Genomic DNA, 20,931 nt, shown 5'->3' with positions numbered 1-20,931 from the left:
CACCGGCTGCCGCTTAGACGGCCATCCGGTCGGGAGGTAACAATGACAGACACGACAACCAACGCGCCGGCCGACCGAGCGCGAACGACCGAGCTCACCCCAATCGGGCGTTTCCTCAAGGCAACCGAGATCGATACGCGCATGCTCGGCATGGTCGGCGCGCTGTTGCTGATCTGGATCGGACTGCAGGTGATTTCGAGCCTGCGCCTCGGCGTCAACCCATTTGAGTTCGACAGCCGCACCTTCCTGACCTTCCGCAACCTGTGGAACCTGTCGGTACAGGCTTCCGCCGTGGCTATCATGGCCACCGGCATGGTTTTGGTCATCGTCATGCGCAACATCGATCTGTCGGTCGGCTCGGCCGAAGGCCTGATCGGCATGGTGATGGGCTTCGCGCAGGTGCATTTCCTGGTCAGGACCGTCGGTCTCGAACTCGGCAATCCATGGATCTGGGCGCTGGCACTGGCCATCGGCATTGCGCTCGGCCTGGTGATAGGTGCGCTGCAGGGCTTTGTCATCGCCTACATGGAGGTTCCCGCCTTCATCGTGACGCTGGGCGGATTGCTGATCTGGCGCGGCGCGGCCTGGTGGGTCACCAGTGGCCAGACGATCGCGCCGCTCGATGCGACATTCCAACTGATGGGCGGTGGTCCCCAGGGCGCCATCGGCGCGACATGGAGCTGGATCGTCGGTCTTGTCGCATGCCTGGCCGTGGTTCTCGCGCTGCTGAACGGTCGCCAGCAACGCAAACGGTTCAAGTTCCCGCTGCGGCCGCTCTGGGCCGAGGCATTTCTTGGTGCCGTTACCTGCGGAGTGATCCTCGGTGCGATCTGGATTGCCAATTCTTACCCCTGGCCGATCGGCATCGTGCGCCGATACGCCGAGGCCAATGGCATCACGATCCCCGAAGGCGGGCTGTTCATCGCCCATGGCATTGCCATTCCCGTCCTGATCGCGGTGGCCGTGGGCATCGTCATGACCTTCGTCACCAACCGCACACGCTTTGGCCGCTATGTGTTCGCCATCGGTGGCAACCCCGAAGCCGCCAACCTCGCCGGCATCAACACGCGCTGGATCACCATGAAGGTGTTCATGATCATGGGCGTGCTGGCAGCGATCAGCGCGGCGGTTTCCAGTGCCCGCCTGAATTCTGCCACCAACTCTCTCGGCACGCTGGACGAATTGCTGGTCATCGCCGCGGCGGTCATCGGCGGCACCTCGCTCGCCGGTGGTGCCGGCACAGTTGCGGGTGCCATGCTGGGCGCTCTGCTGATGCAGTCGCTGCAGTCGGGCATGGTGCTGCTCAACATCGACACGCCGCTGCAGAACATCGTCGTCGGCCTGGTGCTGGTCGTGGCCGTCTGGCTCGACACGCTCTACCGCAAGCGCGTCTAACGAAATCCGGGAGCCAAGATCATGGAACAGACCCGTATCCCGCTCGTCGACCTCAAGAACATCTCCATTGCCTTCGGCGGTATCCGCGCCGTCGACGATGCCTCGGTCGACCTCTATCCCGGTGAAGTGGTGGCGCTGCTCGGCCATAACGGCGCTGGCAAGTCGACGCTGATCAAGATCCTGTCGGGCGCCTACAAGCGCGACGCCGGCACGATCATGGTCCGGGGGGAGGAGGCAGCGATCTCCAATCCGCGCGACGCCAAGAAATACGGCATCGAGACCATCTACCAGACGCTGGCGCTGGCCGACAATGTCGACGCCGCCGCCAACCTGTTCCTCGGCCGCGAGATCATGACCGCCTACGGCACGCTCGACGACGTCGCCATGGAGGCCGAGGCACGCAAGGTGATGGGCAGGCTCAACCCGCGCTTCCAACGCTTCAAGGAGCCGGTGAGCAAGCTTTCCGGCGGTCAGCGACAGTCGGTGGCGATCGCACGCGCTATCCTGTTCAACGCCCGCATCCTGATCATGGACGAGCCGACGGCGGCTCTCGGACCCCAGGAGACGGCGCAGGTCGGCGAACTGGTCAAGCAGCTCAAGGCCGACGGTATCGGCATCTTCCTGATCAGCCACGACATCCACGACGTGTTCGACCTCGCCGACCGCGTCTGCGTGATGAAGAACGGCCAGGTGGTGGGCACGGCACGTACCCAGGACGTGACCAAGGACGAGGTGCTCGGCATGATCATCCTCGGCAAGTGCCCGCCCGGCGCGATCCCCGGACCGGGAGCGATGCAGATCGCGGCCTGATCTGCCAACTTCCCGGCGGCGTATGACCCTGGCTAAAAGCGTGATCGCGAAAAGCTGTTCCCACTTTTCGCGATCATGCTTTAATGGTTGCAGGGTGACACGAGCCGGCCGGAATTGAGAAAGTACTTCCCCAGTCTGATCTTTGTTGGAGTCACGCTGGTTAGCCTGACCATGGCGGCGCTCGTCTATCTGGCAACCGTCGAGGCAGCCCGCATCAAGTTCCAGTCCGTGGCCGACGATGCGCTCAACCGCATCGAGGGCCGGGTCGAGTTCGACCTTGCCCTGTTGCACGCGACGCAGGCGATGTTTGCCGCCCAGAAGGGCAAACTCTCGCGCGACGAGTTTCGAGACTACTTTGAATCGCTCGATGCCGAACGGAACTTCCCCAGCCTGCGAGGCATCGGCTTCGTCAGGTTCATCAACAGTGCCGACAGCGACGCAATCACGCGCGAGCTGAAGGACGGCTACGGCATCGACCGGGTGCCTTTCCCGCAAACCGAGCTGCAGTGGCGGACGCCGATCGTGCTGTTCGAGCCGATGAGCAAGGCCAGCCTCGATGCGATGGGTCTCGACATGGCGACCGATCCGCTGCGTCGGAGCGCAATCGAATCGGCAATGGCGGCGCAAGGCGAGCCACGGGCGACCGGACGTGTGCTGCTCGGCCAGGGTGACAACGCCAGGCAGCCTGGCATTCTGGTTTTCGCGCGCGTCGACCGGCCTGAAGGCGCGGGTGCGGCACCCGCCGGTTTGCTCTATGTCGCCTTCCGCTCTGCCGAATTGTTCCAGGCGGCGCTGGGCAAGGCTCCGCTGCTGCCGCTGGCGGTTGAAGTGTTCGACGGCACCAGGGATGACGACACGCTGTTGTTCCGCTCGCAAGCGCCGCCCGACGCCAGTTATGGCGACGATTTTTCGGTGACGCGCGAAGCCAATGTGGCCGGCCGCAAATGGACGATCAATTTCAGGCCGAGCACTGCTTTCGTGCCACCGTCGCCAAGCACGGCACCGTTGATGCTTGGTCTGTTCGGACTTGTGCTTGCAGGTTCCATCGCGCTTGTGGCCCGCTACCAGCAGCGTGCCTATGAGGCGGCGACGCTGCTTCATGAGGCGAGCGAGAAGAGCCTGCTGGAAAAGGACCTGATGCTTCAGGAAATGAAGCACCGCATCAAGAACTCGATTGCGCGGGTGCTGGCCATGGCGCGCCAGACGGCTTCAGGCGCGAAGGACATCGATGAGTTCTCGGCGTCCTTTTCGGCGCGGCTGCAGGCGATGGCTGCGTCCCAGGACATGCTGACGCGCTCGCGCTGGCAGAAGGCCGACTTGGGCGAGTTGCTGCGCATCGAACTCGGCCAGGTGTTCGGCAAGGAATTGCCCGAGGACATGATGAAGGGGGACCTGGTCGAACTGGACGAGACGACGACGCAGGCGCTGGGGCTGACTTTCCACGAGTTGGCGACCAACGCGCTGAAATATGGCGACGGCGACAATTCCGTCGGTGGGCTCAAGGTGGATTGGCGCCTGTCCGGCAAGGGCAAGGGGCGGCGGTTGCTGCTGAACTGGATGGAGCGTAACCAGAATGGCGTGACGAAACCCGAGAAGATCGGCTTCGGCACCAAGCTGATAGACATGAACATCACGCGCGAACTGGGCGGCAAGATCGAGCGGACCTATGCGGCGGACGGCCTGAGGGTCGAGATCGATATTCCCTACCGCGGCTGAGCGGCGGCGGCTACGCTTGAGGCAAAGAAAAGCCCGGCGACGGGCAGAGCCGGCGCCGGGCGATTTGTTCGTGCCGCAGGCTCAGCGGCAGCGCGCGGTGTAAATCTGGCCGCGGCTGTTGCGATACTCGCAGTAGCCGTTGCGCAGGTTGCGGACCAGAAGGCCCGACGCCGCGCCGACGGCGCCGCCGATGACCGCACCCCTGCCGCCGCCGATCAGGGCGCCAGCGACTGCACCAACGCCCGTGCCGGTCACAACGTCACGTTCGGTGGTGGTGCAGCCGGAGATTGCAACGACGGCTGCAATCGCAAGAATAACTTTCTTCATTCAATCAGTCCTCTCACTTTAACATCGTCCCGTTCGACACTTAGCGCATCGCCTCGAAATGCGGAATCATTTTTCGAGGCAGTACGTAAATTCAATCAGTTAGGGGCAGCAGGCAGGCGCGCGGAATGGGGGCTGCGGCAACGGCCGCGAAAATCCGCGCTGCGATTCGGTCAATGAAGATACGCTTCCCCCGGTTGCGCCGGCTCGGAAACGGCAACGACGCTGGAGACGGAAAGCGACGCGTCGAGCATGCCGTTCGGCAGCACGTTCCAAGTCAGCTGGTTGTATTCATCCTCAAGCGCGGGGTCGACTTCAAGGCATTTGGCGAGGATCCGGGGATGCTGCGGCGCGAGCATACTCACGGCCTTGGGCAACGCGGCCTGGCAATCCTCGTAGACCTCGAACAAGGGCGTCGGTGCCGGAATCTCACGGCATCCGGACAGGTCCTGCGAGCAGGAAATAACCAACAGAAGTGCTGCGATGTGTTCCATGGCAAACCACCTTCGCCAAGAAACGAGGAGGTAGGGTCAAAAGTTCCGCCTTGGCAGGTAGCTCAAACGATTGAAACCAACCGAGCGAGCCGCCTCACTCCAGTTCGAAATTGGCCTTGGGCATGACCAGCCGATATTCCAGCCTGTCGGGGCCGATCTCGAGTTCGGCAGTGCCGTTGAGCGCGGCGGGGACGACCCGCTCTAGCGCTACGCTGCCGAAGCGCTTCTTGCGCGACTCGCTGTCTGGAAGCGGGCCTATCGCCTCGGTCCAGCGAACGGTCATGTGCACCTCGCCGTCAGCATCCGGTGCTGCAACGGCGGTTACCTCGACGTAGCCGCCGTTGTGGGCAAGCGCGCCGTAACTCGCCGAGTTGACGGCCAATTCATGCACGGCGAGGCCGATGTGCAAGGCAGCGTTGGGATTGAGGTAGGGGTCGTCGCCGGAGATCCGCACAGCTTGACCGGTGTCAATGCTGTAGCGCCCGACCTGGCCGATCACCAGCTCGCGGAAGCCGGCGCCACGCCAGTTGGACGACGTGACCAGATCCTGCGATGAGGCGATGGACTGGAGCCGGCCGCGAAAGCGCTCGAGAAAGCCGTCGACGGAAGTCGAATAGTGGCCGGTCTGGCTGGCGATGCTCTGAATGATGGCGAGCAGGTTCTTGGAGCGGTGACTGACCTCGCGTAAGAGCGCCTTGAGTGTCTGCTCGCGCAGTTTCTGCTCGGTGGTCTCGATGACCGTGACGACCACGCCCTGAACCTGGCCCCGGGCCGAGCGGTCGGCGTCGATGCAGATTTCGAACCAGCGCATGCCGGAAGATTTGTCGGCCAGGCTGATCTCGAGGCCGCCGGAACTGCCGGTGGCGATGGCGTTCTTCTTGGCCGCGACCAACCGGTCGGCCTGTTGCGCCGGAAGCAGGTTGTGGTCGCTTCCGTGCCCCCCGATGACTTCCTCCCATGGCGGCTGGAGGTTGTGTGACCAGACAGTCCGCAGCTTGCGGTCCTGGTACAGAACGGCGATGCCGGCATTGCGGGAGGCATGGAAGAAGGCGGCGTCCAACCTGGAACTTTTTCCCATCGATGGAGAGGGATTGGCCATAGACGAGCCGCCTTCACGGGTTTTTCAGCTTGCGGTGACGACGCGATGCGCACACTCCGATGCTGCTGAAACGGTACCGCCGGGCAGCGCTTCAAGAAGGAGCGCTACCCGGCGGCGCTGGATTCCGACTGAGGGGGCCGGCTTCCAGTTTGGGATTGGTGCTTCATCTTGCCGAGGCGATCATGCGCGCCTGAACAGGCCCGCGATGAGCGAGATCACCAGGAAGGCGAGGAAGACGAAGAACAGGATCTGCGCGATGCCGGCCGAAGTTCCGGCGATGCCGCCGAAGCCAAGGGCGCCGGCGATGATCGCAACGACAAGGAATACGAGCGCCCAATAGAGCATGATCTATCTCCTTCAAATGATAGATGAAAAACGTTCCGCCCCAAGGTTGGTTCCCTGGGGCGGTGCTAAAAAGGGCTATGCCGCAGCCTTTGCCTGCCTGTCAAAGAACAATGCCTGGCTAATCAGCGCCTTGACCATTTCGGGGTTGAAGGGCTTGGTGACGAGGAACGCCGGCTCGGGACGCTCGCCGGTCAGCAGGCGCTCGGGGAAGGCGGTGATGAAGATGACGGGCAACGGCCTTGCAGCCAGCATCTCGTTGACGGCCTCGATGCCGGAACTGCCGTCGGCCAGCTGGATGTCGGCGAGGATCATCTGCGGCCGTGTCCGCTTGAACAGCGCTGCAGCCTCTGCATGCGTACGTGCCGTTCCGACGACACGATGGCCGAGGCTTTCCACCATCTCCTCGATGTCCATGGCAATCAGCGGTTCGTCCTCGATGATTAGGATGTCGGTTGCGACCTGACGCGAAATCTCGCCGCTCGCCTCTTGCAGCAACCGGGCGAATTCTTCCTGGTCGGTGTCGAGCACCTCGGCCGCCTCGATGTCGTTGAAACCTTCGACGGCGACAAGAAGGAAGGCCTGGCGTGGGCGTGGGGCGATTGCGGACAGATTGGCCGCGGCACGCTTTTCCCAGGCCAGGGGCGACGATTCCTGCGGTACCCGGATCGATACCGAGGTGAAGAGACGGGCAAAGACCTTGTAGAGCGCAATGCGGTCGTTGGAGGCGGAGGGGAACACGTCAATGTCGTCGATGAGCGCTTCGAGCATCGCGGCCACCAATGCGTCCCCACTTCCCTGGGAGCCCGACACGGCGCGCGAGAAGCGGCGGAGATAGGGCAGGTGTGGAGCAATTCTCGTGGATAGGGTCATATTCGACGTTTCCCTCATGTGATGCTGTCATATCTTCGTGGAAGCGTGCCACAACGCGTTGCCTGTGCAAAAGTTCCTCTTACGTGGAACCTATCCGCATTTGGGGAGTTGGGTGCAAAATTCGGGAAACCGGACAAGGTTGTTGCGCGCCGTCAGTATCGGGAGCGGGACGTCTGACGGTGTAAAAGGGCAAGCAAGCATATGACTAGGCAGAGCAGTGGCGCCAGCAGCGCCGGGCCGATTCGTCGCCGCGATGGCGAACCTCTTGGGGCCAACTCCGAAATCGGCAGAAAACTCAAACAATATTATGATGAACTGGTGTCCGACGACGTGCCGGATCGTTTCGCGCAGTTGCTCAGCCAGCTGGAAGAAGCTGAACCCGCACAGCAGAAGGACTGACCAGGCATGGCAGCATCCCTTGGTTTCAAAGGCGACTTGCTCGCGGCGATTCCTGGCCTGCGGGCCTTTGCCATGTCGCTGTCGCAGAACGCCGACAGGGCGGACGACCTTGTCCAGGAAACGCTGGTCAAGGCGTGGGACAAGCAGTCGAGCTTCCAGCCCGGCACCAATCTGAAGGCCTGGCTGTTCACCATCCTGCGCAACGAGTTCTATTCGCAGATGCGCAAGCGCGGACGCGAGGTGCAAGACAGCGACGGTCTCCTGACGGCGCGGCTCGCGGTGCATCCGAGCCAGCCCGGACGGCTCGACCTCGACGACTTCCGCAAGGCGCTGGAGCAGCTTCCCGAAGACCAGCGCGAAGCGATCATCCTGATTGGCGCGTCGGGCTTCTCCTATGAGGAGGCGGCGGAAATCTGCGGTTGCGCCGTGGGCACGATCAAGAGCCGCGTCAGCCGCGCCCGCAACAGGCTGCAGGAGATCCTCGATATCTCGGGCGAAGCCGACTACGGGCCGGACGCGATCGCGGCCCAGGTCATGGGGTCAACCGTCAGCTGAACTCGCGAGCTTGCGGACGCTCGCGACGACGGCCTCGACGAGGTCTTCGCCGGAATAAGGCTTGCTCACCAGCCGGACACCCGGGAAGCCGGCAAAGAGTTCGTCGAGCTGGTCGTATCCCGAGGCGAAGACGAAGGGCACGCCGGCCGCCTCGATGCTGCGCGCGAAGTCGAGCGTCGGCTCGCCGTCGAGCATGACGTCGATGATGGCGACATCATAAGGCTCTGCGGCCTGCTGAGCTTCGCGCAGGTTGGCGGCGAGGATGACGTCCTCGGCGCCGTGGTCACGGCAAAGCTGGTCGACATCGAGCGCGATCAGCGCCTCGTCTTCAAGCACAAGAATACGCAGTCCTGAAAGCGGGGCTGGCACGTCGCGGACACTCCAAGGAATCGAAGCCGAACATGGCGTTTGTCGAGGCCGCTGTCATTTAAAAAAGACATGGATGGAGCAGTCTGGAACCTTTGTCACATCGCGGCGTTGGCGAGCACAATCAGGAGTTTGCATGACAGCGCGGAGCGACTCAACCGACATGACGCGGCAGGTTCCGTGCGAAAGCTGTCCATTGCGGCAGATGCCGGTATTCAGGGAATTCGAGAGGTCGGAACTGGCCTTTGTCAGCAGCTTCAAGCGCGGCGAACTGGCCGCCGACAAGGGTGCCACGCTGCTGTCGGAAGGCAGCAACAGCGCGCACCTTTACACGGTGCTGTCTGGCTGGGGTTTTCGCTACAAGCTGCTCGAGGACGGGCGGCGACAGATACTGAACTATGTTCTGCCGGGCGACATGATCGGTCTTCAGGGCAGCCTGATGGGCGAGATGCAGCATTCGGTCGAAGCACTTTCGCCGATGCTGCTGTGCATGTTCGAGCGCGACAGGCTGATGGAGCTCTATCGCGACTATCCCGGTCTTGCCTACGACATCACCTGGATCGCCGCGCGCGAGGAGCGCATGCTCGACGAGAACCTTTTGAGCATCGGGCGCCGGTCGGCGCTTGAGCGCGCGGCCTATCTCCTTGCTTTCATTGCCAGCCGGGCACGCAAGGTCGGCATGAACGGCACCAGGAAGGTCGAGATCCCGATCACGCAACAGCACGTGGCCGACACGCTCGGCCTCTCGCTCGTCCACACCAACAAGACGATCCGGAAACTGATCGACCGCAAGCTGGTGCAATGGCGTGACGGCGGATGCACCGTGCTCGACATCGACGGCCTGATGGCGCTTGCCGACTGGAGCGGCCTCGACGAAAGCGTCCGCCCGCTGCTCTGAGGGACTAGCGTCCGTACTGGCGGTCCAGATCGTCGACGCCCCAGTTCACGCCCGGCAGCACGTTGCGGATGATGGCGTAGCCGACGAGCAGCGCCGGTATGGCGATGAAGCCGCCAATGGCGCCCCATAGCCAGATCCAGAACGCCAGGGCCAACAGCACGACGAAGGGATTGAGCGTCATCGTTCGGCCGATGACCATCGGGGTGACGAACTGGCCCTCGATGGTGTTGACGCCGAGATAGAGCGCGACCGGCAGCAGGCTAGCGCCGATGGTGTCGAACTCGGTCAGGCCGACGGCGAACAGGATGACCACCATGACCAAAGGGCCGACGAACGGAACGAAATTGGTGACGATCGCCAGCGCGCCCCAGAGCGGCGCCGAGGGCACGCCGAGAAGGTAGAGCCCAATCCCGACGGTCAGGCCTTCGGCGAAGTTGATGACGGTGATCGACAGCAGATATTGCGAGACGAGCTGTTCAACGTCGCGGAAGATATGGGCGACGCGCCAGCGCAGGCGACGGTTGAAGCAGATGCGGAGGATCGCTGTGCGCGTCTGGTAGCGCGTTGCGACAAAGAAATAGAGACTGGCAAAAAACAGCAGCACCTGGGCGATGACGGCAGGGGCGAGCGTTGCCATCGTCTCGACCCCCATGCCTTCGTCGACGGAAACCGACACACCTTCGCCACCGGTCACCTGGCGCAGCTGCTCGCGCATGCTCTTGAAGGTTTCGAGGGGCCCCTGCAATTCGGACAGCTGCGTGGCAAGCTGGGCCCATATCTGCGGCAGGCGCTGGAGCCAGAAGCTCAGCGGCGAGGCGACAAGAAGCACAAAGATGCCGACGGCAACGATGAAGAGCAGTACGACTGCGGCCGCAGACAGCGCCGGAGGGATGCCGAAACGCTCAAGCCGGGAGGCAAGAGGGCCCAGCATCAGGCCGATGACGACGCCGAGGCCGATGGGGGTGAGGATGAACTCGCCGGCGTGAAGCGCGAACACGGAGGCGATGATGCCGACGAAAATCATCGACACCTGCGAGCCGCGCACCAGCAAGAGTTCGAAATTCGATTTTGGCGGCAGGCGGACGGTCGGTGCCTTCTTGATGGTGCGGTTCGACATCGACGGTTTCCAGCTGAATGAGACTGGCAAAACGTCCGGCGGTCGGCGATGGTTCCTGTGGCGATGGGAACCGACAGGCGCACAGGGCGTTTCGACCCCATCGAACGCAAGGAGTATAGACATGGCGACAGCTGCAGGAAAGCCCGGCAACGGCACCAAGACGCCCCCGGACCTCGAAGCCGACATCAAGCAATTGAAGGCCGACATCGAAGCGCTCGCCAAGCAGTTGGCGGCGACCGGCGAGCACGGTTATGGCGCCGCGCGACGGGCGGCGGCACAAGGTGCGGATCAGCTGAAGGCGCAAAGCGACGCTGCCGTCGAGGCCTTGCGCGCCAACGCCAGGGACATCGAAGAACAGTTCATGGCGACCGTGCGCGAAAAGCCGGTGACGTCGTTGGCCATCGCCGCTGGCGTCGGCTTCCTCATCGCGCTGCTGGCGCGGCGCTAGTCGGTTGGCCGGGGGACACATGCTGGCATCACTGATTGCGGGTTTCGCCACCGGCGAGACGACACTTGCCCTGCGGCGAACCCGCAGGGCAGCGGTGGCCTACCTCGCCGCCGGGCTGGCCGGGTTGTGCGGAGTGGGCTTCCTGGTCGGGGCCGCCTTCGTCTGGGCGGCACGACGGTTCGGCCACATCGAGGCGGCTCTGGGCTTCGGCCTCGGCTTATTGGTGCTCGCCGGACTGATCCTTCTCATCCACAAGCTCGCCGCGGGAGCACGCGCCCGCGCAGACCGGAAGCGTCGGCGTACCGACATCGCCGCGCTCGGCACGACGGCTGCCGTGGCCCTGTTGCCGACATTGCTGCGCAGCAAGGGCGGCATAGGTGCGGTGCTGGGGCCGGTCGTGGCGCTGGCCGCCTATGCGATCTATCGCGAGAACAGAAAGTCCGACGACGGCGACGGGCCGGCCGGCGAATGATCGCCTATGGGGTGCTTTCGGCAGGTTCGCCGAACGGCATGGAAATCTCCGCACGCACGCCTTCGGGGTGAAATTCGTGCCGGACCTCGCTCGAAATCACCTTGGCCAGGCTGCGCCGGATGAGGATTGAACCGAAGCCATGATGTTGAGGCGGGCTGACCTCCGGTCCGCCGCTTTCCATCCATTCCAGGTGCAGGCGTTTTGCGCCTTTTCCGCCCTTGATGGTCCATGACAGGGAAACCTTGCCGCGCGGCACCGACAGCGCACCGTATTTCAGCGCGTTGCTGGCAAGTTCGTGGAGGATGAGGGCAAAGCCCAGCGCCTGGTCGGGCGTCAGCAGCGCATCCTGGCCGACAATCGAAATTCGAGGCGCATCGGTGTCATCGAACGGGCTGAGTTCCAGCCTGGCGAGATCGCGGATGCCGATGCCGCGCCACTCATATTCCGACAGAAGCCCGTGGGCGAGGCCAAGGGCCCGAAGGCGCTGGCTGAAGGCGTCGAGGAATTCGCGCGGCTCGCGCGCATAGCGCACCGTCTGGCTGGCGAGCGCCTGCACCGTCGCCAGCGTGTTCTTGACGCGGTGGTTGATCTCGCGCAGCAGCAGGCGCTGACGCTCCTCGGCGTGGCGGCGCTCGGTGATGTCGTAGTTGACGCCGAACACCAATGTCGGCCGCCCTTCGGCGTCGCGCTCGACGACGCGGCCGCGGGCCGCCAGCCAGCGTGGCGGATGGGTACCCTTGATGCGGTATTCGCCGGAATAGTCGTCGCTGCCTTCGAGCGCTTCGCGGAACATCTTGCGCGTCTTGTCGATGTCGCGCCGGTCGATGGCAACGACGATGTCGCGCGCCCGCATTCTTGTGGCCGGGGGCATGTTGAAGAGCTCGGGCAGGAGCGTATCGCATTCGACGACGCCGGTGCGCGGATCCCAGACCCAGCTTGCCAGCGCTGCCGCTTCCAGCGCCACGGCACGGCGGGTTTCGGCATGCACCAGGGCGGCCTCGGCCCGTGCGCCGGCCAGGGAGCTGTCGCGGAGCATGATCAGGCTTGCTGCGAGCGAGGCGAGCGCCTCCAACTGCCGGAGCTGTGCCGGGTCGGGCGCCGAGCGCTGCTCGCGGTCGAGCACCACGAGCGATCCGACCTCACGGCCAGGCACGACGATCGGCACGGCGAGGTGGAAGGCAAAGGCGGCTGCCGGCGAACCGGGCTCGGTGGCAATGGCTGTGGCCGCTTGGTCGGCGTCGATGCCGAAATGCGAGTGGAAGGACAACACGCCGGCCTGATCGGCGAGAGCAAGCACGGCTGCGGGCGCGTGAAGGAGCGCTGCGGCAAGGCTCGTCAGCCGGTCGAAATCTGCGTCGCCCGGCGCCTCGAACGTGCTGCCGACGCCCGCGTCGCCTTGAGTGTTGTCGACCACATCAGCTTCGATGCTTTTGTTGTCCTGCACGACCGCCCCCTCGCCAGCACGGAACCTAAACGGGTGAGGCCTGCTTGAAAAGCCTTGGCCTTAGCCCGGGAACAATGCCGGGAGACTGCCGTTAGCCCTATCCAACCAGAAGGGAGAACAGCGATGACCAAGATCATTCCAGCGCAGAAGGCGCGACAGGGAACGCGCGGCCGTCATGTGTTGCTGGTGCTCCTGGCGGGCTTGTTTCTCGCTTTCGCGGCTTGGGGCGGTGCGGAATTCTATGGCGAGATGATCGATCAAAACGCCAGCCAGACGACCGCCACGCCGGGCTAAGTAGAAGTCCGTAAAAGACGATTTGGATTTGCTCGCCTGCTGCGAGCGACGATTCCAGAACCCGGCAGAGGTTGAAATCAGCGGGGCGAAATTCGGAACCATGGCGGGGTCACGACGTTGTGAACCCGTAGAGGCCGCGCCGGACCCTTCCCGCAAAAGACTGATCCAGGCGCGGCATGCATGAAACACGCACGAGGAGACTTTACCATGATCCGCAATCTTTTGGCCACGACTGCTATTGCAGCACTGCTTGCCACCGGCGCCTACGCCCAGGACACCACGGCTCCTGCGCCGGCCCCCGCGGCCCCGACAGAGGCAGCTCCGGCAACCCCGGAGGTGATCCCGCATGCCGACGGCTTCCTCGCCACCAATATCATTGGCGAGAACGTCTACAACAGCACGGCTGAAGACGCCGAGACCATCGGCGACGTCAACGACATCGTGCTTGCCGCCGACGGTACGGCCGACCAGTTGATCATCGGCGTCGGCGGGTTCCTTGGCATCGGCGAAAAGAACGTCGCCCTGCCGTACAAGGAATTCGACTGGGCCGAGAAAAACGGCGATCGCTGGCTGGTGATGGCGACGACCAAGGAACAGCTGCAGGCGCTGCCCGACTTCGACCGTCGCGGCTATGAGCCTGCCCCGGCATCCGTAGCGGCGACCGATCCGGCGGCCCCGGCGACCGACCAGACGGCCCAGGCACCGGTTGCGCCGGCCGACCAGAGTGCAGAAGCGCCGGCCCCGGCTACGCCTGACGCGGCCACCACCGACGAGACCAAGACCGCGGCAATCGACAAGTCGACGCTCAAGGAACTGCCGAGCGCTGATCTGCGTGCCGAAGAGCTGATGGGCACCACCGTCTATGGCGCCGACGATGCCAATATCGGCGAGATCGGCGATATCCTGATGACGGCGGACGGCAAGATCGACGCTTATGTCATCGATGTCGGCGGCTTCCTCGGCATGGGCGAAAAGAAGGTGGCGGTCGGCAGCGACAACCTTGCCTTTATGGTCGACGCCGATGGCAAGAAGTATCTCTACACCAGCTTCAACAAGGAGCAGCTCGAGGCCCAGCCGGCCTATGACGCCAGCAGCTGGGCTGCTAAGCGTGACGAGCAGCGCCTGATCATCACCCAGTAGATGCGGCGGACCAAGTACCGCGCGACAGCCGTTGCGCGGTACCGGAGCCAGAAAGCCCGCGCTTCGGCGCGGGTTTTCTGCGTTTCAGGGGAGCCGGGCAAAGTGGCCCTTGGGCCCGCCGTCCGTCAGTTCGGACAGGGCGAGCGACTGGTCGAGATGCCTCGCGCGCCAAGCGAGCAGCCGTTCGGCGAACTCGAGCCGGACCGACAGCCATCCGGGGTCGCCGGCCAGGTTGTGCAATTCGCCGGGGTCGTTGGCGAGGTCGTAGAGCAGCGGCGGCAGGCCACCGCCGAAATGCACGTACTTGACCGCTTCCGTGCGGATGACAGCGAGATTGAGGGCTCGCGAGCCGAGGCCGAAATGCGCCTCGGTCGTGCCTTCGGCGACGGAGCGGAAGTCGTATTCCCAACAGGCCGCGTCTCGCCAAACCTCTGGTTCATCACGGTCGAGGAAAGTCTTCAACGACTGGCCGTCGAGATGCGGCAAGGGCTCGCCGCCGATCAGGTCGAGCAGCGTCGGCATGATGTCGACGGCACTGGTGAAATGGTCGACCTGGGTGCCCGCCGCCGCATCGTGGCCGGGCGCCTTGACGATGAGCGGAAGGTGATAGCTGCCGTCGAACCAGCCGCCCTTGCCGAGCATGAAATGGTCACCCATCATCTCGGCGTGGTCGGAGGTGAGGATGACGATGGTGTCGTTCCAGTCACCCTTCTCCCGGATGCCCTGCCAGATGCGGCCGAGCTGGGAATCGACCTCCGAGATCATGCCGTAATAGAGCGCGCGGATCTTGCGGAACTCATCCTCGTTCCAGTCGCCGACCTTGCCTGCCGCACCTGGGATGAAGCTCGACTTCTTCTGGTGATGGGCGAGATGGTAGGCGAGGAAGGGATGGCTTGCGGCCTCGTCCTGCACGCTTGACGCGCGCTGATAGGCCGGCCCCTCGGCCGGATCGTACATGGTGTTGAACGGCTCCGGCACGATGAAGGGCGGATGCGGGCTGAGGAACGAGACATGGGCGAACCAGGGCTCGCCTTCGTCCTGTTCGGACAGCCAGCGCAGGAATTCGCCGGCCAGGAAGGCGGCAGGTGTCTCGTCCTTCGAATAGACCGGAATCGCGTTGCTGACTTCAGGGGCATCGGCATCCGCCGGGCGATGGATGTCGGGGAAGCCGGCGCTGGAATCGATGCCGCGCGCGGCGAGCCAGGATAGCCACGCCTTCTGGTGCTCGGGCAGGAGCTGCCTGGTGGTGAAGCCGGGCAAAACGCCTTCATAGGTGCGCAGGAACGGATCGCCGTGCGCGCGGGTGCGGGGGTCGGGCGAGACGTCGGTGTAGCCGAACAGGGTCGGGTCGTAGCCGACGCGGCGGGCGGCGCGGGCAATGTTGTCGTGGCGGTCGTCCAGCGGCGTGCCATTGCGGCAGACGCGGTTGTTCATCTGGTAGAGGCCGGTGTAGAGGCAGGCGCGCGCCGGCGAGCACGGCGCGGTGCCAGCATAATGGCGCTTGAACAGCACGCCCTCGCGGGCGAGCGCATCGGCATTGGGCGTTTTCACGACGGGATGGCCGACCGCCGACAGGCTGTCGCCGCGCCACTGGTCGCAGGTGATGAGCAGGATGTTTTTTCGTCGGCCGGTGTTTGCCACGCTGGTCCCCAAGGTTCGCAAATCGCGGCCAAGGAAGCGGGATTCACCGGTTCGTGCAAGCGCCTTTGTGCAGGCACGGACCATGCCACAAAGTGTGAACGAGACTGCTTCTATTGTTCACAAAACGAACACAGACCATTCTGCGACCGGCGCCTATGCCCCGCCGATCGATGCGCCCATATTCATGCCAACGCCGCGGCAGGGGCCGGGGCAAAAGCAAGGAGCGAGACGATGCTCAACCAGATCAAGGGCCTGCACCACGTCACGTCGATGGCAAGGGATGCGGCCGAGAACAACAGGTTCTTCACCAACAAGCTGGGCCTGCGCCGGGTCAAGAAAACCGTCAACTTCGACGCACCCGATGTCTATCATCTCTATTATGCCGACGAGCTCGGCACGCCGGGTTCTGTGATGACCTATTTCCCGTTTCCCAACATCGGCAAGGGCCGCCCGGGCGTCGGCGAGGTGGGCACGACCGTGTTCTCGGTTCCCGAAGGCACGCTGCCGTTCTGGGAAAAGCGTTTTGCCGATGAAGGCGTGACCGGGCTCTCCCGCGACGAGAAGTTCGGCGAGAAGCGTCTTGGCTTTTCCGGCCCGGATGGCGACGGTTTTGCGCTCGTCGAGGCCAAGGGCGACCAGCGTGCGCCCTGGGTCAAGGGCGGCGTTGCTGCCGACGAGGCGATCCGAGGCTTTCATTCGGCCTCACTGCGCCTGCGCGACGGTGGCGCGACCGAGGAACTCCTGAAGTTCATGGGTTATGAGGAAGTGGACACGTCTGAAAACACCAAGCGCCTGGCGGTGAAAAACGGCAATGGCGCCGACTTCATCGATATCGAGACGCTGCCGGGCGCTTCCTTTGCTGGGCTAGGTGCAGGTTCGGTGCATCACATCGCCTTTGCGGTGGAGAACAGGGCCAAGCAGCTCGAAGTGCGCAAGGCGCTGATGGACACGGGCTACCAGGTGACGCCGGTGATCGACCGCGACTATTTCTGGGCGATCTATTTCCGCACACCGGGCGGCGTGCTGTTCGAGGTGGCGACCAACGAGCCGGGTTTCGACCGCGACGAGGATACGGCCCATCTCGGCGAAGCGCTGAAGCTGCCGGCACAGCATGCGCATCTGCGCGATTATCTGGAAAAGAACCTGCAGCCGCTGGGCGACTGAGGAGGGACCGATGAGCAAGGACGCCTACATCCACAAGCTGCTGCCCGGCAATCCGGGCAGCCCGCTGGTCTTTGCCTTCCATGGCACAGGCGGCGACGAAAACCAGCTGATCGGCTTCGCCAGGGAACTGGTACCTGGCGCGACCGTCGTGTCGCCGCGCGGCGACGTTTCCGAAATGGGGGCCACGCGCTTCTTTCGCCGTACCGGCGAGGGCGTCTACGACATGGACGATCTTGCCCGGGCGACGGCCAAGATGGCCGGGTTCGTGAAGGCCCATATCGAGGCGGAGAAGCCTTCGGCGGTCTACGCACTGGGCTATTCCAATGGCGCCAACATCCTGGCTTCGGTGCTGTTTGCCGCATCCGATGTGTTCGATGCGACGGCGCTGATGCACCCGTTGATCCCGTTCGCGCCCGACGTGAAAGGCAGCCTAGCCGGACGCCGCGTGCTGATCACCGCCGGACGCCGCGATCCGATCTGCCCGCCCGGTATCACCAGCCGGCTCGACTCCTACCTGCGGGACGCGGGTGCTGATGTCAGGCTGGAATGGCATGAGGGCGGGCACGAGGTTCGGCCCAATGAAATCGAAGCCGCGAAGCAGTTCTTCGCCAAGACGGAGCAGGGGCAATGACCGAAGAACTTTCCGCCATCGAGCTTGAGGATCGTGGCACCAAAGGACGCTATGTCATCCGCGGTGCTGGCGGTGCAGAGGCCGAAATGACCTTTTCGACCGTCAGCGACCATCTGTTCATCATCGACCACACCGAGGTGCCCGACGCCTTCCGTGGCCAGGGGGCCGGATTGCGGTTGGTGACGCGGGCGGTGGAGGATGCACGCGCGGCGGGCAAAAAGATCATTCCGCTCTGCCCGTTTGCCGCGGCGCAGTTTCGCCGCCACCCCGAATGGGCCGATGTGCTGAAGAGCTGAACGAAAAGCCGGCGTTTCAGAGCCGATCCGGCACAAGCGTGCCAACTCGAAGGGCTGATGCAAGGCAATTGCATCGGCCCTTTCGTTTGGTTCGAATTTCTCCTGCTTCTTGGAAATAGCTGTTACACGGCCCGCGCGGGCTGTTTCTCAAAATGGTACAGGCAATTGGCTGATGTGACGGAAATTACGGCTTATTGTGACTGATTTGGCAGTATTGCTGACCGGTTTTGTGGTTTCTGGATTGTTGCATTAGGGGATGCTGATCAGCATCCGCGTGTTACAAAGTGCGGATATGTTCATATCAACAGGGGAATGAAATTTAACGAAAAGGCAAAATCCAATGACCGGCATCAAGCAGGTTTCCGAATTCGACCGCCAGTTCCAGCCGCGTGCACGCATCTACCGCCGCCCGCGCCTGGCTCTTCGCCAGCGCGCGAACGAGCACCCGATGGCGATGTTTTCGGTGCTGGTCATCGCCTCGCTTTCGTCGATGGCCTGGGCACCGGGCAGCGGGCCGGCATTTGCCTCGATGGGCTCGGCGCCACGCATGATGGATGGCGCGCGCACGACGCCAAAGACCGATCGGCTGCCGATGTCGGAGACCGATATCGCCTGTCGCGGACAGGCCTGGGGTGTCGAGAGCGAGACCTGTCTCGAGGCTATCGCCAAGGACACCGGCATGCGCGAGGCACGCAAGGTGCGGCTGATCGCCAGCGCCGAGCCGCTCCGCACCACACCCAACATCTTCTAATCAGGCGTTCGGGGCGGCGGCCCCGCAACGTGGCACGTTCCCTGCCGCGCACTCAGATCCTCCAGCGCGTACCTGCCCCCGCAGCTTCGGCCGTGGGGGCTTTTTTTGCTCCGTACCCGCGTTCGCTACGCAGCGCTTGGATCGGGATCGTGCTTACTCGTTGTCCGCGACCTGGTCGCTGACCGCACTGAGGGCGCTGCGCACGTCGAAGGTGCTGAACGGCTTTTCCAGAATGTGCGGCTTGAGGTTCGGCGGCAGTTGCTCGAGCTCGGCCTTGGCGCCGATCAGGTCGCCGGTGACGAGCACGAAACGCTGCGCCATGTCGGGCTGCTTGCCGACGATCTCGCGGAAGATGGTGATGCCGCTACGGTCGGGCATGCGCAGGTCCGAGAAGATGATGTCGACCGGCTGATCGAGCAGCGCTTCGGCGTCCGAATCCCAGGTCGAGACGATGCGGGCCTTGACGCCCATCAGTTCGAGGATGTCGGATAGCGAGCCGGCGACGTCAGGCTCGTCGTCGATGATGACCGCGTGGCGCAGGCCGCTCGACTTGGGGACGGATTCCATGACCGCGCTGTGGCCGGCCCCCATCGGTGGAAGCTCGACGACGAAACGCGCGCCGGCCGGCTCCACTGGCTCGAACCAGATCTTGCCGTTGTGGCGGTCGACGATGGCTTTGGAGATGGAAAGGCCGATGCCGGTGCCGACGCCGACCGGCTTGGTGGTGAAATAGGACTCGAAGATGCGGTCGCGGATCGCCTCGGCGATGCCGGGGCCTGAGTCTTCGACCGAGAAACCGGCGCTGCCGTCGGCATTGCGGAAGGTCCGGACCTTGATGCTGCGCAGATCGCTGGCGGCGGCAAGGGCGTGCTGGCTGTTGACCAGGAAGTTGGCTGCCACCTGGGTCATGTGGTCGGCGTCGGCCATGACGCTCAAGGGACCGGGCGCAAGGTCGGTGTCGATGCTGATGCCGCTCGAACGCGCGCCATAGGCGGTCACTTCGAGGGCGGCGCGGATGACCTGGTTGAGGTCCGTCTCGGAGCGTGCGGTGGGGTGCAGGCGAACCATGCCAAGGAAACTCTTGACGATGCGGCCACAGCGCTCGGCGGCCGCGCGCACCTTTTCGGCCCGCAACTTGGTCTGCGGGTCGGGGGCAAACTCGTGCAGCAGCGTCGACTGGGCAACAACAACCGCGAGCGGGTTGTTGAGTTCGTGCGAGACGCCGGCGAGCAGCGAGCCCATGGCCGCCATCTTCTCGTTCTGGTGCAGCTTTTCGCGCTGGCGATTGATCTCTTCCTCGGCGTGATGCTTTTCCCTGAGGTCGCGGATCGAACCGAGGATCAGGCGGCGGTCGGCAAGCCGCATCTCATTGGCCGTGAGTTCGATCGGAATGATCTCGCCGGCCGCATTCTGGGTCACCGTCTCGAGCCGGTGTCCGACCATCGGCGAGCCGCGGCCGGCGAGGTACTCGGCGCCGTTGTTGTAGCCTTTGCGGTAGTAGGTGGGGATGACCGTATCGAGCAGATCCTTGCCGAGGACTTCGTCTCGCGTCCAGCCGAACATCTTTTCGGCGGCCGGGTTGAACTCGATGATCGAGCCGGTCTCGTCGACCACCATGATCGCGTCGAGGGAGGCCTGCAACATGGTGCGGCGGATGATTTCGCTGACATGGTACTCCGACAGCGAGCGTTCGACGGCGTCGCCAAGGGCTGCGGCGATGATTTCGAGGGCGGCGATTTCGTCGTCGGTCCAGTTGCGTTCGACGATGCAATCGTTGACCGCCAGCGTGCCCCAGAGATGGCCGTGTGCCGAGACCGCCACCGACAGGAAAGACTTGATGTGCTGCTGCTCGAAATCATTGCGCAGGAAGCCGGTCAGGTCGCGCGTCAGCCCGGCGAAGATCTTGCCCTGGCGGCCTTCCTCGGCGAGGCGTTCGAGCAGCGGGTCGGATTCCACCAGCGCCTGGTTGATCGTCGTCGGAGGCGCGGCGAAGGCGTCGATCTTCGGGTCGACCCAATAGGCGGCGATCGACTGCGCGAAGCCCTGGCCGGGCAGGTCGCGCAGCCTGAACAGGATGGTGCGATGGCCGCCGAAGCCGCGCGCAAAGGATTCCAGGATATGATCGATCTCGATCTGCCAATCCTGGGCCTGCCGCAGACGACGCACGATCTGCCCCGCCACAATTGTGGGGCTCGGCGTGCCCGACGGATTGTCGGTGCGTGAGACGGTCAACAAGGTCATCGCGGTTCCTGGCGGGGCCGG

The 20,931-nt window shown here is 63.7% G+C and carries 24 protein-coding genes; 14 read left to right on the top strand and 10 right to left on the bottom strand.

The window, feature by feature from the left end; all coding sequences use genetic code 11:
• Positions 1 to 42: 42 nt before the first annotated feature.
• The 3 genes from WHT83_RS01305 to WHT83_RS01295 all read left to right on the top strand — a co-directional run bounded on the left by WHT83_RS01305 (position 43) and on the right by WHT83_RS01295 (position 3,921).
• Positions 43 to 1,395 carry a sugar ABC transporter permease gene (locus tag WHT83_RS01305; protein ID WP_183262566.1) on the top strand — a complete coding sequence of 451 codons (1,353 nt, stop codon included), beginning with the start codon at positions 43 to 45 and terminating at the stop codon, positions 1,393 to 1,395.
• A gap of 21 nt (positions 1,396 to 1,416) precedes the next feature.
• Positions 1,417 to 2,205 (top strand): ATP-binding cassette domain-containing protein, encoded by a 789-nt coding sequence (locus tag WHT83_RS01300; protein ID WP_108606676.1) that lies wholly within the window; start codon positions 1,417 to 1,419, stop codon positions 2,203 to 2,205.
• Positions 2,206 to 2,319: 114 nt separating this feature from the next.
• On the top strand, positions 2,320 to 3,921 hold the full coding sequence (locus WHT83_RS01295) for a CHASE domain-containing protein (protein ID WP_406872749.1): 1,602 nt from the start codon (positions 2,320 to 2,322) through the stop codon (positions 3,919 to 3,921).
• An 81-nt stretch (positions 3,922 to 4,002) separates the two neighbouring features.
• Here the strand turns inward: WHT83_RS01295 and WHT83_RS01290 are convergent, their stop codons facing one another.
• The 5 genes from WHT83_RS01290 to WHT83_RS01270 form a co-directional block, all read right to left on the bottom strand.
• Positions 4,003 to 4,248, bottom strand: coding sequence for a YMGG-like glycine zipper-containing protein (locus tag WHT83_RS01290; RefSeq protein WP_108606677.1), 246 nt, complete (start codon positions 4,246 to 4,248; stop codon positions 4,003 to 4,005).
• Positions 4,249 to 4,418: 170 nt separating this feature from the next.
• Positions 4,419 to 4,739 (bottom strand): hypothetical protein, encoded by a 321-nt coding sequence (locus WHT83_RS01285; protein ID WP_318763588.1) that lies wholly within the window; start codon positions 4,737 to 4,739, stop codon positions 4,419 to 4,421.
• Between the two features lie 94 nt (positions 4,740 to 4,833).
• Positions 4,834 to 5,799: a sensor histidine kinase gene (locus WHT83_RS01280; protein WP_406872748.1), complete on the bottom strand. Its 966-nt coding sequence runs from the start codon at positions 5,797 to 5,799 to the stop codon at positions 4,834 to 4,836.
• A gap of 219 nt (positions 5,800 to 6,018) precedes the next feature.
• Positions 6,019 to 6,183: a DUF1328 domain-containing protein gene (locus tag WHT83_RS01275; protein ID WP_108606680.1), complete on the bottom strand. Its 165-nt coding sequence runs from the start codon at positions 6,181 to 6,183 to the stop codon at positions 6,019 to 6,021.
• A 75-nt stretch (positions 6,184 to 6,258) separates the two neighbouring features.
• Positions 6,259 to 7,053, bottom strand: a complete 795-nt coding sequence (locus WHT83_RS01270; RefSeq protein WP_108606681.1) for a response regulator — start codon at positions 7,051 to 7,053, stop codon at positions 6,259 to 6,261.
• Between the two features lie 201 nt (positions 7,054 to 7,254).
• Here WHT83_RS01270 and WHT83_RS01265 point away from each other — a divergent pair, with 201 nt between their 5' ends.
• Both WHT83_RS01265 and WHT83_RS01260 read left to right on the top strand, forming a co-directional pair.
• Positions 7,255 to 7,452 (top strand): NepR family anti-sigma factor, encoded by a 198-nt coding sequence (locus tag WHT83_RS01265; RefSeq protein ID WP_108606682.1) that lies wholly within the window; start codon positions 7,255 to 7,257, stop codon positions 7,450 to 7,452.
• A 6-nt stretch (positions 7,453 to 7,458) separates the two neighbouring features.
• Positions 7,459 to 8,007, top strand: coding sequence for an RNA polymerase sigma factor (locus tag WHT83_RS01260; protein WP_108606683.1), 549 nt, complete (start codon positions 7,459 to 7,461; stop codon positions 8,005 to 8,007).
• Here the strand turns inward: WHT83_RS01260 and WHT83_RS01255 are convergent.
• On the bottom strand, positions 7,993 to 8,376 hold the full coding sequence (locus WHT83_RS01255) for a response regulator (RefSeq protein WP_183262561.1): 384 nt from the start codon (positions 8,374 to 8,376) through the stop codon (positions 7,993 to 7,995). The genes WHT83_RS01260 and WHT83_RS01255 overlap by 15 nt on opposite strands.
• A gap of 133 nt (positions 8,377 to 8,509) precedes the next feature.
• Between WHT83_RS01255 and WHT83_RS01250 the strand changes: the two genes are divergently transcribed.
• Positions 8,510 to 9,271 carry a Crp/Fnr family transcriptional regulator gene (locus WHT83_RS01250; protein ID WP_108606685.1) on the top strand — a complete coding sequence of 254 codons (762 nt, stop codon included), beginning with the start codon at positions 8,510 to 8,512 and terminating at the stop codon, positions 9,269 to 9,271.
• 4 nt (positions 9,272 to 9,275) lie between these two features.
• On the opposite strand, the gene WHT83_RS01245 is transcribed toward WHT83_RS01250, so the two are convergent.
• On the bottom strand, positions 9,276 to 10,388 hold the full coding sequence (locus WHT83_RS01245; RefSeq protein ID WP_406872747.1) for an AI-2E family transporter: 1,113 nt from the start codon (positions 10,386 to 10,388) through the stop codon (positions 9,276 to 9,278).
• Positions 10,389 to 10,509: 121 nt separating this feature from the next.
• On the opposite strand from WHT83_RS01245, the gene WHT83_RS01240 reads away from it, so the two are divergent.
• Positions 10,510 to 10,836: a YqjD family protein gene (locus WHT83_RS01240; RefSeq protein WP_183262556.1), complete on the top strand. Its 327-nt coding sequence runs from the start codon at positions 10,510 to 10,512 to the stop codon at positions 10,834 to 10,836.
• Between the two features lie 19 nt (positions 10,837 to 10,855).
• On the top strand, positions 10,856 to 11,308 hold the full coding sequence (locus tag WHT83_RS01235) for a hypothetical protein (RefSeq protein WP_406872746.1): 453 nt from the start codon (positions 10,856 to 10,858) through the stop codon (positions 11,306 to 11,308).
• 4 nt (positions 11,309 to 11,312) lie between these two features.
• On the opposite strand, the gene WHT83_RS01230 is transcribed toward WHT83_RS01235, so the two are convergent.
• Positions 11,313 to 12,722 (bottom strand): sensor histidine kinase, encoded by a 1,410-nt coding sequence (locus WHT83_RS01230; protein WP_406873909.1) that lies wholly within the window; start codon positions 12,720 to 12,722, stop codon positions 11,313 to 11,315.
• 153 nt (positions 12,723 to 12,875) lie between these two features.
• Here WHT83_RS01230 and WHT83_RS01225 point away from each other — a divergent pair, with 153 nt between their 5' ends.
• Together WHT83_RS01225 and WHT83_RS01220 are read left to right on the top strand one after the other, a co-directional pair.
• On the top strand, positions 12,876 to 13,046 hold the full coding sequence (locus WHT83_RS01225) for a hypothetical protein (protein WP_318763591.1): 171 nt from the start codon (positions 12,876 to 12,878) through the stop codon (positions 13,044 to 13,046).
• Positions 13,047 to 13,253: 207 nt separating this feature from the next.
• Entirely contained in the window at positions 13,254 to 14,186 is a 933-nt protein-coding gene (locus tag WHT83_RS01220) for a PRC-barrel domain-containing protein (protein ID WP_318763592.1), read from the top strand.
• A gap of 84 nt (positions 14,187 to 14,270) precedes the next feature.
• On the opposite strand, the gene WHT83_RS01215 is transcribed toward WHT83_RS01220, so the two are convergent.
• Complete coding sequence (locus WHT83_RS01215) at positions 14,271 to 15,827, bottom strand: alkaline phosphatase family protein (protein WP_406872745.1); 1,557 nt, start codon at positions 15,825 to 15,827, stop codon at positions 14,271 to 14,273.
• 231 nt (positions 15,828 to 16,058) lie between these two features.
• On the opposite strand from WHT83_RS01215, the gene WHT83_RS01210 reads away from it, so the two are divergent.
• The 4 genes from WHT83_RS01210 (at position 16,059) to WHT83_RS01195 (ending at position 18,669) form a co-directional block, all read left to right on the top strand.
• Positions 16,059 to 16,991 (top strand): VOC family protein, encoded by a 933-nt coding sequence (locus tag WHT83_RS01210; RefSeq protein WP_406872744.1) that lies wholly within the window; start codon positions 16,059 to 16,061, stop codon positions 16,989 to 16,991.
• 10 nt (positions 16,992 to 17,001) lie between these two features.
• Positions 17,002 to 17,622, top strand: a complete 621-nt coding sequence (locus WHT83_RS01205; protein ID WP_406872743.1) for an alpha/beta hydrolase — start codon at positions 17,002 to 17,004, stop codon at positions 17,620 to 17,622.
• On the top strand, positions 17,619 to 17,918 hold the full coding sequence (locus WHT83_RS01200) for a GNAT family N-acetyltransferase (RefSeq protein WP_108606696.1): 300 nt from the start codon (positions 17,619 to 17,621) through the stop codon (positions 17,916 to 17,918). Before WHT83_RS01205 ends, WHT83_RS01200 begins: the two co-directional genes overlap by 4 nt.
• 340 nt (positions 17,919 to 18,258) lie before the next feature.
• Positions 18,259 to 18,669, top strand: a complete 411-nt coding sequence (locus WHT83_RS01195; protein ID WP_108606697.1) for a hypothetical protein — start codon at positions 18,259 to 18,261, stop codon at positions 18,667 to 18,669.
• Positions 18,670 to 18,822: 153 nt separating this feature from the next.
• On the opposite strand, the gene WHT83_RS01190 is transcribed toward WHT83_RS01195, so the two are convergent.
• On the bottom strand, positions 18,823 to 20,910 hold the full coding sequence (locus tag WHT83_RS01190; protein WP_183262547.1) for a PAS domain S-box protein: 2,088 nt from the start codon (positions 20,908 to 20,910) through the stop codon (positions 18,823 to 18,825).
• Positions 20,911 to 20,931: the final 21 nt, after the last annotated feature.

Source organism: Aminobacter sp. P9b (genome assembly GCF_045345995.1).
Classification (GTDB): domain Bacteria; phylum Pseudomonadota; class Alphaproteobacteria; order Rhizobiales; family Rhizobiaceae; genus Aminobacter; species Aminobacter niigataensis.
This window is presented reverse-complemented; position numbering and strand designations above follow the sequence as displayed.

What these genes read in the sequence shown, in the direction of transcription:
- WHT83_RS01210 (WP_406872744.1), top strand. Translation starts at nt 16,059, where the DNA reads ATGCTCAACCAGATCAAGGGCCTGCACCACGTCACGTCGATGGCAAGG.
- WHT83_RS01300 (WP_108606676.1), top strand. Translation starts at nt 1,417, where the DNA reads ATGGAACAGACCCGTATCCCGCTCGTCGACCTCAAGAACATCTCCATT.
- WHT83_RS01240 (WP_183262556.1), top strand. Translation starts at nt 10,510, where the DNA reads ATGGCGACAGCTGCAGGAAAGCCCGGCAACGGCACCAAGACGCCCCCG.
- WHT83_RS01270 (WP_108606681.1), bottom strand. Translation starts at nt 7,053, where the DNA reads ATGACCCTATCCACGAGAATTGCTCCACACCTGCCCTATCTCCGCCGC.
- WHT83_RS01265 (WP_108606682.1), top strand. Translation starts at nt 7,255, where the DNA reads ATGACTAGGCAGAGCAGTGGCGCCAGCAGCGCCGGGCCGATTCGTCGC.
- WHT83_RS01190 (WP_183262547.1), bottom strand. Translation starts at nt 20,910, where the DNA reads ATGACCTTGTTGACCGTCTCACGCACCGACAATCCGTCGGGCACGCCG.
- WHT83_RS01250 (WP_108606685.1), top strand. Translation starts at nt 8,510, where the DNA reads ATGACAGCGCGGAGCGACTCAACCGACATGACGCGGCAGGTTCCGTGC.
- WHT83_RS01245 (WP_406872747.1), bottom strand. Translation starts at nt 10,388, where the DNA reads ATGTCGAACCGCACCATCAAGAAGGCACCGACCGTCCGCCTGCCGCCA.
- WHT83_RS01200 (WP_108606696.1), top strand. Translation starts at nt 17,619, where the DNA reads ATGACCGAAGAACTTTCCGCCATCGAGCTTGAGGATCGTGGCACCAAA.
- WHT83_RS01195 (WP_108606697.1), top strand. Translation starts at nt 18,259, where the DNA reads ATGACCGGCATCAAGCAGGTTTCCGAATTCGACCGCCAGTTCCAGCCG.
- WHT83_RS01225 (WP_318763591.1), top strand. Translation starts at nt 12,876, where the DNA reads ATGACCAAGATCATTCCAGCGCAGAAGGCGCGACAGGGAACGCGCGGC.
- WHT83_RS01290 (WP_108606677.1), bottom strand. Translation starts at nt 4,248, where the DNA reads ATGAAGAAAGTTATTCTTGCGATTGCAGCCGTCGTTGCAATCTCCGGC.
- WHT83_RS01285 (WP_318763588.1), bottom strand. Translation starts at nt 4,739, where the DNA reads ATGGAACACATCGCAGCACTTCTGTTGGTTATTTCCTGCTCGCAGGAC.
- WHT83_RS01275 (WP_108606680.1), bottom strand. Translation starts at nt 6,183, where the DNA reads ATGCTCTATTGGGCGCTCGTATTCCTTGTCGTTGCGATCATCGCCGGC.
- WHT83_RS01260 (WP_108606683.1), top strand. Translation starts at nt 7,459, where the DNA reads ATGGCAGCATCCCTTGGTTTCAAAGGCGACTTGCTCGCGGCGATTCCT.
- WHT83_RS01305 (WP_183262566.1), top strand. Translation starts at nt 43, where the DNA reads ATGACAGACACGACAACCAACGCGCCGGCCGACCGAGCGCGAACGACC.
- WHT83_RS01220 (WP_318763592.1), top strand. Translation starts at nt 13,254, where the DNA reads ATGATCCGCAATCTTTTGGCCACGACTGCTATTGCAGCACTGCTTGCC.
- WHT83_RS01205 (WP_406872743.1), top strand. Translation starts at nt 17,002, where the DNA reads ATGAGCAAGGACGCCTACATCCACAAGCTGCTGCCCGGCAATCCGGGC.
- WHT83_RS01235 (WP_406872746.1), top strand. Translation starts at nt 10,856, where the DNA reads ATGCTGGCATCACTGATTGCGGGTTTCGCCACCGGCGAGACGACACTT.